Source organism: Virgibacillus alimentarius (assembly GCF_000709085.1).
Classification (GTDB): domain Bacteria; phylum Bacillota; class Bacilli; order Bacillales; family Amphibacillaceae; genus Virgibacillus_B; species Virgibacillus_B alimentarius.
Genome location: NZ_JFBD01000043.1, coordinates 18,465 through 37,339, shown reverse-complemented (window position 1 = coordinate 37,339; position 18,875 = coordinate 18,465). Strand labels below are relative to the sequence as shown.

At 37.0% G+C, this 18,875-nt stretch carries 17 protein-coding genes and 1 tRNA gene; 1 reads left to right on the top strand and 17 read right to left on the bottom strand.

The window, feature by feature from the left end; genetic code table 11:
* Positions 1–528: 528 nt before the first annotated feature.
* The 16 genes from lysS to spoIIE form a co-directional block, all read right to left on the bottom strand.
* Complete coding sequence (gene lysS / locus GZ63_RS0107555) at positions 529–2,010, bottom strand: lysine--tRNA ligase (protein WP_029268315.1); 1,482 nt, start codon at positions 2,008–2,010, stop codon at positions 529–531.
* A gap of 196 nt (positions 2,011–2,206) precedes the next feature.
* A complete protein-coding gene (gene dusB, locus GZ63_RS0107550; protein ID WP_029268314.1) occupies positions 2,207–3,196 on the bottom strand; it encodes a tRNA dihydrouridine synthase DusB in 990 nt (329 codons plus the stop codon).
* Positions 3,197–3,228: 32 nt separating this feature from the next.
* Positions 3,229–3,450, bottom strand: coding sequence for a helix-turn-helix domain-containing protein (locus GZ63_RS0107545; RefSeq protein ID WP_029268313.1), 222 nt, complete (start codon positions 3,448–3,450; stop codon positions 3,229–3,231).
* Entirely contained in the window at positions 3,420–3,932 is a 513-nt protein-coding gene (folK, locus tag GZ63_RS0107540; RefSeq protein WP_029268312.1) for a 2-amino-4-hydroxy-6-hydroxymethyldihydropteridine diphosphokinase, read from the bottom strand. Before folK ends, GZ63_RS0107545 begins: the two co-directional genes overlap by 31 nt.
* Positions 3,929–4,297, bottom strand: coding sequence for a dihydroneopterin aldolase (gene folB / locus GZ63_RS0107535; RefSeq protein WP_029268311.1), 369 nt, complete (start codon positions 4,295–4,297; stop codon positions 3,929–3,931). The genes folK and folB overlap by 4 nt, the downstream gene beginning before the upstream one ends.
* Before the next feature lie 17 nt (positions 4,298–4,314).
* A complete protein-coding gene (gene folP, locus GZ63_RS0107530; RefSeq protein ID WP_029268310.1) occupies positions 4,315–5,130 on the bottom strand; it encodes a dihydropteroate synthase in 816 nt (271 codons plus the stop codon).
* A 125-nt stretch (positions 5,131–5,255) separates the two neighbouring features.
* Positions 5,256–6,188, bottom strand: a complete 933-nt coding sequence (gene cysK / locus GZ63_RS0107525) for a cysteine synthase A (protein ID WP_029268309.1) — start codon at positions 6,186–6,188, stop codon at positions 5,256–5,258.
* A 120-nt stretch (positions 6,189–6,308) separates the two neighbouring features.
* The gene (locus GZ63_RS0107520; protein WP_029268308.1) at positions 6,309–7,214 is read right to left on the bottom strand and encodes a peptidylprolyl isomerase; all 906 of its coding nucleotides are present in this window, start codon (positions 7,212–7,214) and stop codon (positions 6,309–6,311) included.
* Between the two features lie 28 nt (positions 7,215–7,242).
* On the bottom strand, positions 7,243–8,112 hold the full coding sequence (gene hslO / locus GZ63_RS0107515; RefSeq protein WP_029268307.1) for an Hsp33 family molecular chaperone HslO: 870 nt from the start codon (positions 8,110–8,112) through the stop codon (positions 7,243–7,245).
* A gap of 84 nt (positions 8,113–8,196) precedes the next feature.
* Complete coding sequence (locus GZ63_RS0107510) at positions 8,197–8,970, bottom strand: type III pantothenate kinase (protein ID WP_029268306.1); 774 nt, start codon at positions 8,968–8,970, stop codon at positions 8,197–8,199.
* A 453-nt stretch (positions 8,971–9,423) separates the two neighbouring features.
* Positions 9,424–11,475, bottom strand: a complete 2,052-nt coding sequence (ftsH, locus tag GZ63_RS0107505; RefSeq protein ID WP_029268305.1) for an ATP-dependent zinc metalloprotease FtsH — start codon at positions 11,473–11,475, stop codon at positions 9,424–9,426.
* A 119-nt stretch (positions 11,476–11,594) separates the two neighbouring features.
* Positions 11,595–12,143: a hypoxanthine phosphoribosyltransferase gene (hpt, locus tag GZ63_RS0107500; RefSeq protein WP_029268304.1), complete on the bottom strand. Its 549-nt coding sequence runs from the start codon at positions 12,141–12,143 to the stop codon at positions 11,595–11,597.
* A 10-nt stretch (positions 12,144–12,153) separates the two neighbouring features.
* The gene (tilS, locus tag GZ63_RS0107495; RefSeq protein WP_029268303.1) at positions 12,154–13,554 is read right to left on the bottom strand and encodes a tRNA lysidine(34) synthetase TilS; all 1,401 of its coding nucleotides are present in this window, start codon (positions 13,552–13,554) and stop codon (positions 12,154–12,156) included.
* An 84-nt stretch (positions 13,555–13,638) separates the two neighbouring features.
* The gene (locus GZ63_RS0107490) at positions 13,639–14,568 is read right to left on the bottom strand and encodes a protein kinase domain-containing protein (protein ID WP_029268302.1); all 930 of its coding nucleotides are present in this window, start codon (positions 14,566–14,568) and stop codon (positions 13,639–13,641) included.
* Positions 14,540–15,271: a VWA domain-containing protein gene (locus GZ63_RS0107485; RefSeq protein ID WP_029268301.1), complete on the bottom strand. Its 732-nt coding sequence runs from the start codon at positions 15,269–15,271 to the stop codon at positions 14,540–14,542. The genes GZ63_RS0107490 and GZ63_RS0107485 overlap by 29 nt, the downstream gene beginning before the upstream one ends.
* Positions 15,272–15,470: 199 nt before the next feature.
* On the bottom strand, positions 15,471–17,921 hold the full coding sequence (spoIIE, locus tag GZ63_RS0107475; protein WP_029268300.1) for a stage II sporulation protein E: 2,451 nt from the start codon (positions 17,919–17,921) through the stop codon (positions 15,471–15,473).
* Positions 17,922–18,228: 307 nt separating this feature from the next.
* Between spoIIE and GZ63_RS0107470 the strand changes: the two genes are divergently transcribed.
* Positions 18,229–18,302 (top strand) — tRNA-Met (locus GZ63_RS0107470).
* A 151-nt stretch (positions 18,303–18,453) separates the two neighbouring features.
* On the opposite strand, the gene GZ63_RS0107460 is transcribed toward GZ63_RS0107470, so the two are convergent.
* Positions 18,454–18,837, bottom strand: a complete 384-nt coding sequence (locus tag GZ63_RS0107460) for a S1 domain-containing RNA-binding protein (protein ID WP_029268299.1) — start codon at positions 18,835–18,837, stop codon at positions 18,454–18,456.
* Positions 18,838–18,875: the final 38 nt, after the last annotated feature.

Here is an 18,875-nt window from a genome sequence, read left to right as displayed (position 1 = left end):
TTTTTTAAAATATTTTTAAAGGAGTTGAAGAACTTTATTGCCGTTCAACGCAACGTTTATTAATTTACCATGATTATTCTCCAAAAGCAAGCAAATTATTAAAAAAAGTATAAAGAAAATATTTCCTGCCTCAAGTACATGTTGCAACGCCTGTTATGCTTTGCTTTCTGTTATTGCTCCTTACTGTTTACGTTTGATAAAGCACAGTTCTAGTCATAAGTACAACAACAAATGGGTTTAGTTAAAGGGTAATGACTAAAATTATAATGCCAAACTTCATAAATACAATTCGATAAAGACTTCTTCTTTATTAACAAAAAATATTCCTTATTATCTAAGATTGCTTAAAAAGGAAACATATTAAACAAGGTGCATTTTTACATCCTTTTTAGTTACATTCCTTTCTTTCTCACTCATTAAGCTTGTTTTAATAAAAAAATATACGTGCTATTTCTAAATTGAAATGGCACGTATATCGAGTAATTGCTTTAAAAAATTCTAGACAGTAGAGTCTTCCTGTATCTTACCTTATTTATTGCGCATTTGCGGAAATAGCAATACATCTCTTATGGATGGTGAGTTAGTTAATAGCATAACGAGACGGTCAATCCCAATACCTAGTCCCCCTGTTGGTGGCATTCCATATTCAAGTGCTTCTAGGAAGTCCTCATCCATAAGATGTGCTTCATCATTCCCTTGTTCCCTTTCTGCCACCTGTAATTCAAAACGAGCACGTTGATCAATCGGATCGTTTAACTCACTAAATGCGTTGGCATGCTCACGACCGACTATAAATAGTTCGAATCGATCTGTAAAGCGGCCATCTTCTTTATTCTTTTTAGCTAAAGGGGAAATTTCTACAGGGTGACCAAAAATAAAGGTTGGTTGAATCAGTCTTTCCTCTACTTTTTGTTCAAAAAACTCATTAACTACATGGCCAAAAGTCATGGTATCTTTAATTTCAACCCCATGTTCCTTAGCTAATACACGAGCTTCTTCATCACTCATTTCCTTCCAGAAATCTACACCTGTATATTCTTTTACAGCATCTACCATATGAAGTCTTGTCCATTCCGGTTTTAAATTGACTTCGTTTTCACCGTACGTAATTGTTGTCGAACCTAAAACTTCTTTAGCAATATGCGCAATCATACTTTCTGTCAGCGACATAATATCTTTATAATCTGCATATGCTTCATATAATTCGATCATTGTAAATTCAGGGTTATGTCTGGTGGAGACTCCTTCATTTCGGAATACGCGACCTATCTCATATACTTTTTCTAAGCCGCCTACAATTAAACGCTTTAAGTGTAGTTCAATAGCTATTCGCATATATAAAGGTATATCCAACGCATTATGATGTGTTTCAAAAGGACGTGCTGCTGCTCCTCCAGGGATACCGTGCATCATAGGCGTTTCTACTTCTAAATAACCAAGTTCATCTAAATAACGACGCATGGACTGTAATATTTTACTCCGTAGTACAAATGTATCTCTGCTATCTAAATTGGTAATCAAATCTAAATAGCGCTGGCGGTATCGTTGCTCAACGTCCTTTAATCCGTGATATTTCTCAGGGAGTGGACGAAGTGACTTCGTTAATAAATGAAATTCTGCTGCCTTAACAGATAATTCCCCTACTTTTGTTTTAAACATTACACCGCTAACACCTATGATATCTCCCATATCTGTTGATTTGAAAATGTCATATGCTTCTTCTCCGATTTCGTCTTTTCGTACATATATCTGAATTTGACCACTAACATCTTGGAGATGTGCAAACCCAGCTTTTCCTTTACCGCGCTTTGTCATCATTCTTCCGGCGATCGTAACATAGTCCTCTCGTTCTTCCAGTTCTTCTTTTGAATAGGTATCATATAATTCTTGCAGCTCTTTTGACAAATGAGTCCGTACAAATTTGCAGCCAAAAGGATCCAGCCCTTTTTCTTGATAATCCTTTAGCTTCTCGCGTCGAACACTCATTTGCTCATTCAATTCTTCTGACACTATTAACCCTCCAGTATTATGGTTTATAGAAAAGATCCCTTATAAACCTAATATTTCTTACATTATACATCAATGTACATCGGCATCTACTATTATCATTAGTATATAGAAAAAAGAAACTTCTTTCATCTATCTTGAACATACATAAGAAAAAACTGTCAGCAAGTTACTGACAGGTTCAAAAATGAACTAAAAATTAGGAAGCTCTCATTGAGGTTTCTAATTCATGTGCGTAATCATATAATATATTTAGTAACTCGTCTCTTGTTTCACTTTCATTGATACGTCTTCTTATTCTTCCGTTCCCTTTTAATCCTTTCAAATACCATGCAGCATGTTTACGCATTTCCATAATTGCAATTTTTTCACCTTTAATCTTAATTAAGCGATCCATGTGAAGCATACAGACATTGATTTTTTCCATAGGGGACGGTTCATCTAATAGTTCCCCTGTTTCAAGGTATTTGGTAATACGGTAAATCATCCATGGATTCCCTAGTGCAGCACGTCCTACCATGACTGCGTCGACGCCTGTTTCTTCAAGTCGCTGTTTTGCAACTTGAGGGGAATCGATATCTCCATTTCCGATAACTGGTATAGAAACTGCTTGCTTCACCTGTTTGACTATGTCCCAATCTGCATATCCTTCATACATTTGTTTTCTTGTTCTCCCATGAATAGCTAACGCCTTCGCACCAGCAGCTTCGATTGCTTTAGCATTATCAATGGCGTAAATGTGGTCTTCATCCCAGCCACTGCGCATTTTAACTGTTACTGGTTTATCAACAGTTTTTACCACTGCTGAAACCATCTCATGAATTTTATCCGGGTCAAGCAACCACCGTGCACCAGCATCACACTTCGTAATTTTTGGAACAGGGCATCCCATATTAATATCAATAATGCTGGCGTTTGTATTTTTATCAACAAATTGCGCAGCCTCCATTAGTGAATCTTTTTCTCCTCCAAAAATTTGTAAACTCATTGGCATTTCTTCTTCGTCAATAAAAAGCATGCCCATTGTTTTTTCATTTTTATTAACGATTCCTTTATCACTAACCATTTCAGCATATACCAGTCCAGCGCCAAATTCCTTAACCGTTAAACGAAAAGCATAATTACACACACCCGCCATAGGCGCCAGTACAACTCGATTAGGAATAGATATATCTCCTATTTGAAACATCGTTTTAGCCTCCTTTATACAGTTTTTTAACATTACTCCTTCGTTTTTATATCTTCTAACATTAGTTCTTCTTTACTTATATTTAAACTTTCGGATACCTTATCCAATAATTCCCCAGAAGGTATCATTGTGCCTCGTTCTACTGCTCCAAGATGAGCTATAGGAACATTTATTTTTTTTGCTAAATCAATTTGCGTGTAACCTTTTAGCTTTCGAAATGCTTTTATTCTTCTGCCGACTCTTTTGGTGTCCATGTCGTTACATCCTTTTCTGCGCTTTCTGATAGATCCTTTATTAAGTCTCCTGCCGTTTTATTATATGTTGGGATATTTAAGGACGGAGCAATTTCCTCTAATGGAACCAGCACGAAGGCACGTTCATGCATTCGTGGATGCGGTACTGATAAACGCTCTGTTTTTATATTTTCTTGATTATATACTAAAATGTCAAGATCTATTGTTCTAGGGCCGAAACGAATCGTGCGTTTTCGCCCTAATTGTTGTTCAATCGTCTGACATGTATTCAATAGTTCGATAGCTTCTAGGGAAGTTTCTATTTGAATCACCATGTTTAAAAAATAACGTTGATCCAAGTAACCAACCGGTGCAGTCTCATAAATGGATGATTTTTTTAAGATAATAATGCCTTCCACCTCTGACAGTGCACTTATTGCATGATTTAAATATGTGAAGCGTGGTCCTATGTTTGTTCCCAGTGCTATAAAAGCTTTTTTCATGATACCTTCTCCCTGAAGATTTCTACTGCAACAGACTGATAATGGCCAGCAATTGGGGGATCGGGTTTTATGACCTTTACCTTGCAAGCAGCCATTATATCAAATGAGACGAGTAATTGATTTGCAATTTCTTCTGCTACAGCTTCAAGTAAGTTTTTAGCCTCACCTTCCACTATTTTTTGGACAAGTTCATATACATGTCCATAATGAATAGAATCAGACATGTCGTCTGTTTTTCCTGGTTTCTGCAGATCGGTGAATAGTTCTAGATCAACATGAAATCGTTGACCAAGTTTATTTTCCTCCGGGAACAGACCGTGAAAGCCATAAAATTGCATATTATTTAATAAAATTCTATCCTGCATTCGTCTTCACCCCCCCTTTAATAACGGCGTATCGTATCCATCACATCTACTAAATCTTTATGTATCTTAACATTGTGGACACGTACAATTTGGACTCCTTTCGTGATTCCTAAACAAGTTGTAGCTCCAGTCCCAATATCCCGTTGCTCTGCGGGAATATCATTTAATATTTTTCCGACCATTCTCTTTCTAGAGGCACCTAGTAAAACTGGATATCCAAGCTGGGAAAATTGTTCCAAGTTGTTCATCACTACTAGATTATCTTCCATTGTTTTCGCAAATCCTATCCCAGGATCAAGGATAATATTTTCCTTTTTTACATCCGCCTGTAAAGCAATATCGATACTTTGCTGTAAATCTTGCTTCATATCACCGAGAAGCGATGTATAGTTCATATTCGTTCGATTGTGCATTAAAATGATTGGTGCATTATTATCTGCAGCAACCTTAGCGATTTCAGGTTCTTTTTTTGCTCCCCATATATCATTAATAATGGCAGCACCCGCATCGATCGCTTGCTTTGCCGTTTCTGCTTTATATGTATCGATGGAAATAGGAATATTCACCGCTGATTTAACGGCCTCAACCATCGGTATGACTCGGTTTAATTCTTCCTTTAAAGAGACAGGCTCATGATCCGGTCTTGTCGATTCTCCGCCAATATCAATGATATCTGCCCCTTGCCTTTCCATTTCTATCGCTTGATTTACTGCTTCCTTAATAGATGTATAACTTCCACCATCAGAAAATGAATCAGGTGTAACATTTAAAATGCCCATGATATGCGTACGTTCTGCCAAATTATATGTTTTTACTGCCGTTTTTAATTGCATACTACATCGGACCTTCTTTCATTAGATTAACCATACTTATATTATCATAAAATAACGAAAAAGAGCTAGCATACATTTTTAAATGAGTAGCTAGCCCTCAGCATCATTTTATGAGCAGTTAATTCTTATTCAGTATCCTTATCAAATTGATACAATGGCGTAGATAGGTATCTTTCTCCATTATCCGGCAGTATCGCCAAAACTTTTTTTCCCTTACCTAACTTCTTAGCTATTTTCTGTGCTGCCGCTACTGCTGCACCAGAAGAGATACCTCCTAAAATGCCTTCTAATTTTGCCACATTGCGAGAAGTCTCAAACGCCTCGTCATTTGAGATACGAATAACATCCTCATATACATCCGTATCTAACACCTTAGGCACAAAGCCAGCTCCAAGCCCTTGTAATTTATGCGGACCTGGGGAATCTCCTGATAATACTGCGGAATCATCTGGTTCTACTGCGTAAATTTTAATATCTTTAAAATGTTCCTTTAAAACTTTACCTGCCCCGGTAATCGTACCACCAGTACCAATTCCTGAAATAAAGGCATCTAATCCATCGTCCATTTGTTCTACAATTTCTTTTCCTGTCGTACGGGCGTGGATCTCTGGGTTTGCCTCATTATCAAACTGCTGTGGCATAAAATAACCATGTTCCTCTTTTAATTCTTCTGATTTTTGAATTGCGCCTTTCATTCCATCTGCCCCGGGTGTCAAAATTAATTCTGCCCCATAAGCCCGCAACAAATTTCGTCTCTCTTTACTCATTGTATCTGGCATAACTACTACTAATTTATATCCCTTGGCTGCTGCAACCATTGCCAATCCGATTCCAGTATTCCCACTTGTCGGTTCAATAATCGTATCTCCAGCTTTCAAAACACCTTGTTTTTCAGCCTCTTCCACCATGGATAAGGCAATACGGTCTTTAACAGAACTTCCAGGATTCATAAATTCTAATTTCAAATAGACTTCTGCACTGTCTTCATCAGCAGCTCTATTTAATTTTACAATAGGAGTTTCGCCAATTAAATCCGTAATGTTTTTAGCAACTCTCATTAATATAACCTCCAAATTCCTACTAAGTGCATAGGATTTATTTATAATTTACGGTCTTTGCGTTATTTTGTCAACAAAAATGAATAAAATAGGCGGATGGTTAAATGTACTTATATCAAATTATTCTTCAAATATCCAGTTTATATCTGCCTTTTTCCATAAAGGACTTGCTGTAAGTGGTTGATCTAGCTTATCTAATGCGAGCTCCCTCTTTATGTATGGCTTTATTTCATCATAAGAAAATGTGATGGACGGTAAATTTCGATGAAGATAAAGAATTACGAATCCATCTGTTGTTTTAAATGGTTTACTGTATGTTCTCTCCTCCATTTTAGCTGCCTTTTCATTATACTTACTTGGAACAAAGGAGCTTTTATTTGTAAAAAACCCGAGATACCCGCCCTCTTTTTTGGTGTCCCCATCAATTGAGTATTCTTTAGCTAGTAACCGAAATGATGCGCCTTGATCAAGCTCATCCATAATTTTTTCAACAGTTTTCTTATCTTCCACAACGATGTGGGAATACTGCCGAGAAGCCTGAAAATCGTATTGCTTATGGTATTGTTCATAATACTTTTGTATTTCGCCTGCTGAAATATCTATGCCTTCTGTTAATAGGGCCTCTAATTGGTAACGATGCAAGATAGACTCTCGCCATTTTTCTTCCATGCGTGCTGTTTCCTCTTTTGTCATTATTCCCTGCATCGTCGTAAGCAATGCAATTTCCCGGTCAATTACTTTTTCATGTACATGTATATTCTCTTGTTCCGCCAATTGCTTCACAAGCTTTTGGTCGATCAGCGTTTTTAAATGTTTTTCTCCATAATCTCTTCTTAAAGAAGACACCCAATCATCATATGATATTTTTGCCCCATCAATGATGGCCACCGGTTTATTGCTATTTATCTCTTTTTCTTCTCCGCCAGTATCTATTACTATTTTTTCATCTGTTTTCCAAATTAAGAATGTAGCAATATTGGTGATCAGCAGTACCACAACAATACCCAATAACAGCCTTCTTGACATGAATTACTTCCTTTCACTAACGGTTGGTTTATTGTTTTAAATTTACTAGCTCATCCTCGGTAAGATAATACTTTTTATTACAAAAATGACAAGTTGCTTCTGCACCATGATCTTCGTCAATCATCGCTTGAATTTCTTCATTTCCAAGACCCTTGATCGCTCGTTCAATCCGTTCTTTAGAGCACTTACAGCGGAATGTAATTGGCATTTGCTCATGCACCTTTACTTCCTCTTTTCCAAATAAATGTTCTAATATTTGCTCCGGTGAGTTCCCTTCTCTAATCAACTTCGATATGGATGGAAATGTCTGAATCTGGTCTTCCAACCGGGTAATTAATTCTTCATCGGCACCTGGCATCACTTGGATAATAAATCCTCCCGCAGATAAAATGGAATGATCCGGGTTAACTAAAACACCTGCACCAACTGCTGTAGGTATTTGCTCAGAATTTGCGAAGTAATACGTGAAATCCTCACTAATTTCTCCTGAAATAATAGGAACATGTCCCGTAAAATAATCTTTTAGCCCAAGATCTTTTACAACACTTATATTCCCCTCTATGCCTACTGCACGAGCGACGTCAAGTTTCCCATGGTTATTCAATTCGAAGTCAACATGAGGATTTGCTACATAGCCACGAACCTCTCCTTTTGCATTACCATCTGTCACAATCACACCTAAGGGCCCATTTCCTTCTACTTTCACACTCAGTGAATCATCCCCCTTATACATTGCACCCATCATCGCAGTAATGGTTATCGTTCTACCTAATGCGGCTGAAGCCGTAGCCCATGAGTCGTGCCTTTTTTGTGCTTTTGCAACTGTATTTGTTGTCGTAGTAGCATAAGCTCGTACCATTCCCTCATAGGTAGTAGCTTTAATTAAATAATCTTTCATAGGTATTTGAATTCTCCTTTACAATCTTGTTTAAAATAAGAGAAAAATAATCATTCACCTTATTTTATAATGACCTAATTCTAATTACTTTATGAAGTTCTTTTGATAAATTAAATTTAATCCTTTTAGCGTTAAGTGCGTATCCACATAATCGATTGTCTCAGATGCTTCCCCGATCAAAGAAGCTAATCCTCCGGTAGCAATTACGGTTGGTTCATGTGTCATTTGCCTTTTTATTCGCATGACAATGCCATCCACTTGAGCTATATACCCATAAAAAACTCCTGATTGCATTGCTTCAACTGTAGAAGAGCCAATGATATTCTCCGGTGGCTGTAATTCGATTTTTGGCAGTTTGGAAGCCTTGCTATACAGCGCTTCCATTGAAATGCTAATCCCTGGGGTAATCAAACCTCCAGTATATTCCTGATGCTCATTGATATAACAATAAGTTGTTGCAGTACCAAAATCAATTATTACAAGTGGAGTATCGTAAGTTGCTATTGCAGCAACTGCATTCACAACACGATCTGATCCAATTTCTTTTGGATTTGGGTAGGAAACTTTTAAGTGGGTATGAACATTTTCCTCTCCTATAATGAGCGGCTTTTGATCAAAATAGATTTTGCACATTCTTTCTAATGCAATCATAATAGGAGGGACAACCGAGGAAATAATGATTCCTGTAATTTCCGAAAAGGAAATACCCTTATATTCAAATAAAGATTTTATTAGTATACCGAATTCATCTTCTGTTTTATAACGGTCGGTTTTTATCCGCCATTCATGTTTTAATTGATCCTTTTCAAATACACCTAAAACTGTATTTGTATTGCCTACATCGAGAACAAACAACATTATTAACCAAACCTTCCAATGAAATATAAATTCTTTCTTACAAATATACCATATATTTTTTTAGTATAGAATTATTAAAACACATCTTATGTAATTATAGCCTTACGTTTGAACTACTCACTGAATCTGTTTTGGATAATTCGTGCACTTCTGTTTCTTGAAAAGAAGTGGTGAAACACGAACCGAATACGCCCAATTGTTTTGATAATTAGCATTTCTTATTTTTTGTTTCGATAGATACCATAATCATACTTGTTGGAAGGGAAAAATTAAAATTGTTTGAATCGGACAATGGAGATAGCTAAAGCTATCCCTTGTCCAAAAGGTGATTCATCTACACCCTACTTCACCCTAAGATGGAGTCTTCTCGCCTAAAACGATAAAAACCCCGATTAGTGGATTTTTTATTTTCATTCCACTGCTCGGGGTTTTAACTAAATAGAGAAATCTTCATTACTCTTCCTTATGGTTATCATCCTTATCGGATTTTTCAGTTGATTCTTGCTCATCAGAAGAGATTTTGTTCTCATCTTTCTTATATTCTTGAGCCTCAGATTGTTTAGCCTTTGCTTTTGCCTTTGCTTCTTCATAAGACTCAGGTGTAATCTGGTCTTTATCTTTGCGTTGGATGTTTACTTTAACATCACTATTTTCATTTGCTTCCGCGTCCACTTCAGGCTCAGGAAGTACACCATCTTCAAAAAGCGATCTAATTTGTTTTGCATCTAATGTTTCTATTTTAAGTAGCGTTTGAGCCACGAGCTCTAACTTATCTTTATTTTCTGTAAGAATCTTTTTAGCTCGATCATAGCAGTAGTTGATAAAGTTTTGCATTTCTTTATCAATCTCATGAGCGATTGCATCACTATATGTTTGCTCATTCTGAATATCCTTGCCTAAGAAAACCTGGCCACCGCCACTGCTAAATTGAAGCGGACCTATTTTTTCACTCATACCATACTCTGTAATCATTTTATGGGCAATTCCTGTGGCTCGCTGGAAGTCATTTGAAGCACCAGTACTTACTTCGCCAAAAATGATTTCTTCTGCCACTCGCCCACCTAAAAGGCCAGTTATTTTATCAAATAGCTCTGGTTTTGTCATAAAATAACGATCTTCTTTCGGTAGCATAACAGCATATCCGCCTGCTTGCCCCCGCGGTACAATTGTTACCTTATGCACAGTATCTGCATCATCAAGTACCATACCAATAATCGTGTGTCCACTTTCATGGTATGCAACAATATTCCGCTCTTTTTCTGAGATAACCCTGCTTTTCTTGGCAGGACCAGCAATTACACGGTCAATTGCCTCATCGACATCAAGCATATCAATCGTTTTCTTATCATGCCGGGCTGCTACTAATGCCGCTTCGTTTAATAAGTTTTCTAAGTCAGCTCCCGAGAAACCAGGAGTACGCATAGCAATTGTTTTTATATCCACTGTATTGTCCAGCGGTTTATTTCTGGCATGGACATGTAAAACTGCTTCACGCCCTTTAACATCTGGACGATCAACTGTAATTTGACGGTCAAAACGGCCTGGACGCAACAGTGCTGGGTCTAGAATATCAGGACGGTTTGTTGCAGCGATAATAATGATTCCTTCATTGACGCCAAATCCATCCATTTCAACGAGAAGTTGGTTCAGCGTTTGCTCACGTTCATCGTGTCCTCCACCGAGGCCCGCGCCACGCTGTCTTCCAACTGCATCTATCTCATCTATAAATATGATACAAGGTGCATTTTTCTTTGCATTTTCAAATAGATCTCGTACACGAGATGCACCTACCCCAACAAACATTTCTACAAAGTCAGAACCACTTATAGAAAAGAATGGTTTACCTGCTTCACCTGCTACTGCTTGAGCAAGTAGCGTTTTACCTGTTCCCGGAGGCCCAACTAAGAGTACCCCTTTTGGAATACGAGCACCAACTGATGAAAATTTACGAGGGTCCTTCAAAAAGTCAACAACTTCTACAAGTTCTTGCTTTTCCTCATCAGCTCCAGCTACATCTTTAAAACGAACTTTCTTTTTATCCTCACTATACATTTTTGCTTTGCTTTTCCCAAAGTTCATGACGCGGCCTCCACCGCCGCCACCTTGGGCCCGACTAAGCATAAAGAAGATAAACAATCCGATGATGAGAAATGGAATCATCGTTGTTAGAAAAGTTACAAATCCGCTTGGTTGTTCTTCTTCCTTAACTTTTAAAACACTTTGTTCTGTTGCTTGATCAGTAATTGTAGCAATAATATCGGTGTTATCCGGAACCTGAGCAATAAATTCTTGACTATCTTTTTCTAAGACCCCGGTAACTCGCATAATTTTATTAGCTGGCTGCATCGTCATTTCTTTGATTTCGCCATTATTTAAAGCTTGCATAAATTCTTGTACATTAAATTCTTCAGCCTCATTATTTTGTCCTTTGAATAATCCAATAAGTCCGATAAGAACTAAGAATATTAGGGCAAAAATGACTGTATTACCAAATATACGTTTCATTTCTTTCCTCCTCCCAAGCGGGAAAAACTATATTAAATGGTACCATAGGAAAAAGTTCTAATACAACTAATTTCCCTCATAAAAATCTTATTTTCTAATTCCTCTAAAGCACCCTATTTTTATATTTCTTCCCCACCATATATTTTTGGTTTCAACACACCGATATATGGTAAGTTTCGATATTTCTCTTGATAATCGAGACCATATCCAACTACAAATTCATTAGGTACTTCAAATCCTATAAGATCAGCCTTAATAGCCGCTGATCTTCCGGAAGGTTTATCGAGCAGTGTAACAATTTTTACTGAATTAGCTTTTCGGTATTTAAACAGATCCACTAAATATTTTAGTGTTAAGCCACTGTCAATAATATCTTCAATAATCAGTAAGTCACGACCTTCTACTTTCGTATTAAGGTCTTTTACTATCTTTACTTCTCCTGAAGACTGCATAGCATCTCCATAGCTTGTAACATCCATAAAATCCATTTCTAAATTTGTTTCTATGTAACGCAACAAGTCTGCCATGAAAGGCATAGCTCCTTTTAAAACACCAATTGCAAGCGGAAACTTCCCATCATATTCTTTCGTGAGCTGACGGCCAATTTCTTTACATTTTGCTTCAATCGCCTCTTTAGATATTAGTATTTCTTTAATATCGTTATGCATTTTTGTCCTCCTACATGTTGCCTTTTTGGTAATTTAATTGAATATACGAGGAACCCTCTTCTGTTTTTAGCTTTGGCTCTCCTTTCTTTAAACCAACAAGCCATAATATTTCTCCCTTATTATCGGTGATTAAAGGCCACTTCTCTCTTTTTATTCGTGGTATCTTCGCATCGATAAAAATATCTTTTACTTTTTTGCTTCCCTTTAATCCTTTCCAACTCATTCTATCACCAGCCCGGCGCGTTCTTATATGTAAAGGTAAAGTAATCCTGTCAGCGGCGCATATGTAGATGTTTTCATCTTGCTTTTCAGGTAGTATATTCGTATACGAAGCAATAATCTTTGATCCGTTCTGTAAATTTACTTTTCCGGGCAGGTTTATTGTTTTTTTAATGGAGGAAGTCTGGGATTCTTGATCTTTAAAGTAAATAATTAGTTTATGATAGGATTTTTCCAGTTTCAAATTAGATGGAAAATCGATTTGAGAATTCCCTTTCTCATTTTCTAATAAAGCAAAAAAATGAGACTCATGAACATAAGATAAATTTCCAGGCTTTTTATCGTATAGATAGTTTAATATTAGATGATAGGCTCGTCTTTGTAAAGCATGTGGGTACGATTTAAATAAATCAATTTCGAACGAAATTCCTTCGCCATCCTCAGTCCACTCACAGACATGGTTAAACATATTAGTTGCAGCATCTTGTAAAAAGGTCTCATCCTCTTGCAACGACTCGCTTAATTGCTGTATTGTTGTGTGTATATTATTATTTTGAGTTTTTAATAACGGAAGTACATATTTTCGAAAATAATTTCTCGTGTAATTTGTTTCATAATTAGTCGGATCAATTTGCGGGATGATTTTATTGTGATCACAATATGCCTCTATAGCTGCTTTAGTCACACATAGGAATGGACGAATAATCAATCCAGAGGCAAAATTCCGTTTAACCGGAATACCTGAAAATGCACTTGAAGTGGCTGAGCGCACTAGACGCATCAACAGTGTCTCAATTTGATCATCTCCGTGATGCCCAAGAGCTAAATAGTCAGCTTTGAATAGATCCATTTGTTTTTCAAAAAACTGATATCGTAATTCTCTAGCGGCAACTTGGGTTCCAATTTGTCTCTCTTGCATGTAAGCTGGTACATTTAGAGAAGTTCCTACAAATTTGACACCCCACTGTTCACACTTTTTCTGTACATAGTCGAGATCCTCTTTTGCTTCCTCCCCCCGTAATTGATGGTCAATAGAAAGAGCAACTAATTCAAGATGCCATTCCTGGCGTATGGAACATAAAAAATGAAGTAGTGCCATGGAATCAGGTCCTCCAGACACGCCTACTAAAACCGTGCTATTTTTCTTCATTAAATGATGTTGTTTCATAAAAGTGATAATTTTATTTTGCATCGTATGAATTCATCCCCACTAAGTTATCTCTTCATTCTATCATATCCTATTTTACATCTTCTAATAAAAGAATTTAAATATAAACTAAAATAGCAAAGATGAAAAGTAATAACTTAATGCAAGTAATAATATCCCACCCAATTCGATAAGGAACGGCAATATGTTTACTTGATTCTTATCTCTTTTAGGTCTCCTTCTTTTCTGTCTGCTAGACAATATTTGCGTTATATCGCGTTTCATTTCACGACTCGATTGATACTTTCCTAAAATCGCCTTTTTTAGACTTGAGTTGTACGGTCTAAGTGCTTTAACACCATTTATTTTTTTGAAAAGGGTTTGCTCTGGATTTGGAGACTTGGAAAATCGATCAGGGTAAAACACTTCCAGCAAAACCATAACAAGAGCGAACAAATCATAGCTCGGTTCAGCGCGTCTTGAACCTATACCCCAATATCCTCTATCATAAAACTCTGTGTATTCCTTAATTGCTCTCCCCATTTGTGTTGTTCCACCAACATCCACCCATCGTACGCTTGGTGGTGAAGCGACAACAAGTAGGTTATCCAATTTTAAATCACCAAAAACCCACCCGGATTGATGGAGGTTCTCTAGATCTTCCAGTAATTGTAGGATGAAGACACCGATCCATTCCATTCCGTTTTTCTTAATAAAGGAAGGCAAACTTTCTCCTTGTAAATATTCCATAACGTAAAAAGAATATTTTCTGTGTTTTGTTATTTGCCAGTCGTCTACATCAAGCAAATAAGGCCCAAGGCGATTTCCTTGGACCTTTTTTAACGCTTTTAGTACATTGACCTCAACCGTCATAGATGTACCTTGTTCACTTATTTTTAATGCTGCTTGTTTTCCATTTGTTTCACACAAATATACTGTACCAATGGCACCTTGTCCAAGCTTCTTTTTTATTAAATAGCTATTTTTATGCCATTTCCCTTGAATAACGGTTCCTGGTCTAATATCAATATTATGCTTCTTCCATGCCTGATTTCTCATCTCTCAAGCTCCTTAGCAAGCCTTTCTTGCCAAATTGGTACATTGCCTCTCGTATCGCTGGCCCTGTTGGTGTTATTCCGCCACTGGTCAATTTCGGGAAAACAGATGAAATTTCATCTAGCCTAGGTGACCAATCAAATACAAGTTCAACGTCCTTGCGTCTGCCCGGAAAACTAAAAATACTAAATCGATTTCTGCCAATTCTTGCGTTTAAGCTAAGAGAAAGATCAATTAATGCTTCTTTTACTGTTTCAATTTTATCATACATACTTGCACTTGTATCTACTAATACTAATACCTCGAGATCACATGTTTCACCCATATCCTCAACAACTTCCATAACTTCTCCACGTTTTTCAGGATCCAAATCTTCAAGTGTTTGTTTCGGGCCTAAAATTTGCTTTAACTCATTATTCACAAACCCTTGCAATGTTTGTGTCATTGCTTGTTTGGTTACCATTTGAACTGTTTGTGCCAAAGATTCCTGATAGACAATCTGGCTTACCCCGCCCCCAGACAATGCAACATCTTCTACTTCTTGTAATCCTTCTGGATCTTCTGTTTGATCATCATCTAAAATACCAATAACGTTTACTGCAATTCCTTGCTGGTGAGCTAAAGCTGCTGTTGCAACGGGATCTTCCCCTTTATTGGAGCACCCATCTGTTACCAACAATATCTGTTTCAATGTCCCTTTTTTCACGCCAAAAACCTCCCAACTATTCCATCACCATCATCGACAAAAAGGGAAGAATTTATACATAGAAAGGAGGAGGAGGTTTGGCATTTATTATCGATCTATTAACTGTGGAAAATACAAATCAGCGGTTGAGGAAGAAGGGAGTGAACAGGCAAAAAGACTGATATTCACCTAACCTAGCTATGGAATATCAGCCACAAACTTATTTTGCCTCTTCTCCGTAAAACGGAATGGAGGACCACTTTGGTGTATTTTTAACAATTTTGGCTACAAGCACCGTCATATCATCCCCGATTTCACCTGATCTTGTACGTATTACTTCTTCCAATAGCAAATCAGCTACTTCTTGAGGATCGTCGGTTTTCATTTCGCGAACTTTCCTCTTTATCCACATATCCATATTTTGAATGTTTTTTGGACCTTCAAAAATTCCATCACTCATCATAATTAATAGATCCTCTGCCTTTAATTGATCATTCACTATATCTACATCAAATTCCTGAATAATCCCCATCGGTAAGTTACTGGCTTCTATATTTAATATTTTATCCCCCCGTTTAATAAAACTAGGTGTCGAACCAATTTTCAGAAATCTAACAAAAGCATTGTGCAGGTTAATTACAGCAAGATCTAGCGTGGCAAACATTTCATCAGTTGTTCGTAAAGATAAAATCGAATTTATCGATTTGATAGCTACTTGTTCTGGGATACCTGTCTGTAAAATTTGTTGTAATAACCGTAGTGTCTCACCACTTTCTTCATTTGCTCGTTCCCCATTCCCCATACCATCACTAATTGCCATTGCATACTTACCCGCACCAATCTCTATCGTTGTGTAGCTATCCCCGGAGATTAATCCACCTCCCTTAGCCGCATTTGCAACCCCAGTTTCAATAACAAATTCCTTTGCAGAACCAAAGGCAAGGAAACAGTACCCATTAGGAAAAGGCGAAATTTCTTCTTCTTTTACGATAATCATTTCATTTAATATATCAGATAGTACCGGAGCAATTAATTTGGAAGCCTCTCCATGATAATTATAAAAGGATACGGTCATTTCAATATCCACATTCCCCTTTTCTAGTTGGAAAACATCCAATTTTTCTAGCTCTATTCCCATTTTCTTTAATGCATTTATAATTTGTACCTCTTGTTGTTCATGGTGCTTCCTTTCTTTTAAAATTTCTTTAGAAAAATCCTCCATCACCTCTGATACACCTTGCAGTTGATCTGCGACTAGTCTTTTACTCTCCTTTACTTGTTTTTTTAATTTTTGATTCGCCTCAAAAAAGGACATTTCCTCCTTTACCGTATCGATAACCTTTTTTGATTTTACACAGTGATTTTCAAACTTGTGAACTAACTTCCGATTCGGTTCATGCCCATCGGCAATATCATTTTTCAAATCTTCCATAATTGCGTATGTTTTATCAAATTGCTTTTGCCAACAGCGATCTTTCATAAAACAGGTTTGACAGGTTTTTTCCGTTACCTGACTTAAGAAGTAATCGGTTTCCCGCTGCACATTTTGTTCTTCAAGTAAATTTTCCTCCGATGTCGTAAAACTTTTTGATAAAGCTTCAAATACATTCGAAAACTGTTCTACCCGTTTAGCAGTTACATTGCGGACTTTTTGCAAATACTGTTCTTGTTCATTTGAGTATTCCTCTGTTCCAGGAATATACCTGGAAAGTTTCTTAATCCAGCTTGCTGGTGTTAAAAAGAAAAAAATAATGGCTATGGAAGATTCGATGAATGAAGAACCGATCGCTGATGTTTCCCCGTAAATACCAATTAAAAATGTCCCGACCAATAAACCAACACTGACACCAGCCTTTTTTCCTTCTTTTAGAAGGCCACCCAATAATCCTGAAAAAGCAAGCAGGCTCATTTGATATAAATTTGCTACATTTGCTAATGATAGAATTAATCCTGCCACAACCCCAACTGTAGAACCTATTGCAGCTCCGCCGACAAAGCTAAGTATCAGTACAAAATAACGTGAAAAAATTTGTTCCAACGATGCCCCATAAATTTCCCAGCCAATCGTTCCTGTTAATATAGAAGCGATTAAAATAATCATACAAACAATTTCTTCATTTTTTAATGTAGGTTTATACCTTTTTGGTGATATTAAAGGGATACTTTGCATAAATATTAATACTAGAACACATCCCAAGACACCTTCTACGGCTAGTAACAGCCATTCGTAGGAGGTAAGTTTATCGGAAATAGAATATAGAAATAAACGCGGTGCAGCGGTAGATATAAAAACGATAAACGGAATTTTTATCTGTACGTTTTTTGCATTTTTGAACATCGCTGCTAAAAATATAAAAACAAACATTGCCAACAATATGAACACGCCATGTGTCATACTGTAGCTAAGTGCACCTGCAAGCACCGCAAGCATTACCTTTGCAGACTTCTCTCTATGCACAAACCACATTGTTGCTAAAAAGGCAACTGCAAAGGGTGATACAACGGATAATATGATAGCTCTTCCTAAGAGAAATCCTACAATGTAAAACAGCCACCCTCTCTCAAGCATAATAGATTTAAAGTTAGCGGGGATTTTCCTCCACAACTTACTTAAATAATTATTTTTTACTTCAAATGTCTTTGTTTCCATTCTAGGAATTGAATCCATCATATAAAGCCCTCCTCTTGCATATATTAAATCACAAACTCTATTCTTTTTTTGTCAAAACAAGTAAGCGTGATAGAAAAATCGTTCGACTTCTTTCTAAGAGACACGCACCATTCAACATAAATGAATGGTTTCTGCTTCGTTATGTCTACGTTGTTTAGATCACAGACATGATTAATCTAAAGTTTTCACGAAGATAGAATTATTTCCCCGGAAATATGTCGAAGCTTTTATACTTTCTCTATCAAATTTTTCTTTGTTCTTGACACAAATGAATTTCTCATGTATGATATCTTTTGTGTTCAATTTTGGCGGCGTAGCTCAGCTGGCGAGAGCGTACGGTTCATACCCGTAAGGTCGTGGGTTCGATCCCCTCCGCCGCTATTTCCATCATTTGCTTGCATATTAAAAAACTGCTTCCTTCAGGCAGTTTTTTTGATTCGATAAAAAAGAAAGCAGATATCACGTAAAATTGGTGATATCTGCTTTCTTTGGTTTATGATTTATAATAGAGCATCCTTATAGACAGCAATTGCTATCCTCTTTTAGCACCTCGACCTCCGCGTCTGGATTCCGTGTGCTTCTTTAAAGAGGCTAAACGGTCTTCAGAATCTTTAAGAAAACGATTCATCTTCGCTTCAAAATTTTCAGTGCGTTCACGAGCACTTTTTTGACGTACTGGTTTATCTTTTGCTTTCTTAATAGATAAACCAATTTTACCGTCCTTTTCAACATTAATGACTTTAACCTTAATTTCATCTCCAATGCTTAAGTGCTCATTAATGTCCTTAACATAATTATCGGCAACCTCACTAATGTGGACAAGTCCAGTTTTTTTGTCTCCAAGCTCGACAAACGCCCCAAAATTTGTGATACCAGTTACCTTTCCCTGCAGCTTGCTGCCTACTTCGATTGACATAAAAAAAATGCTCCTCCTTAAAATTTTTGAAAGACATG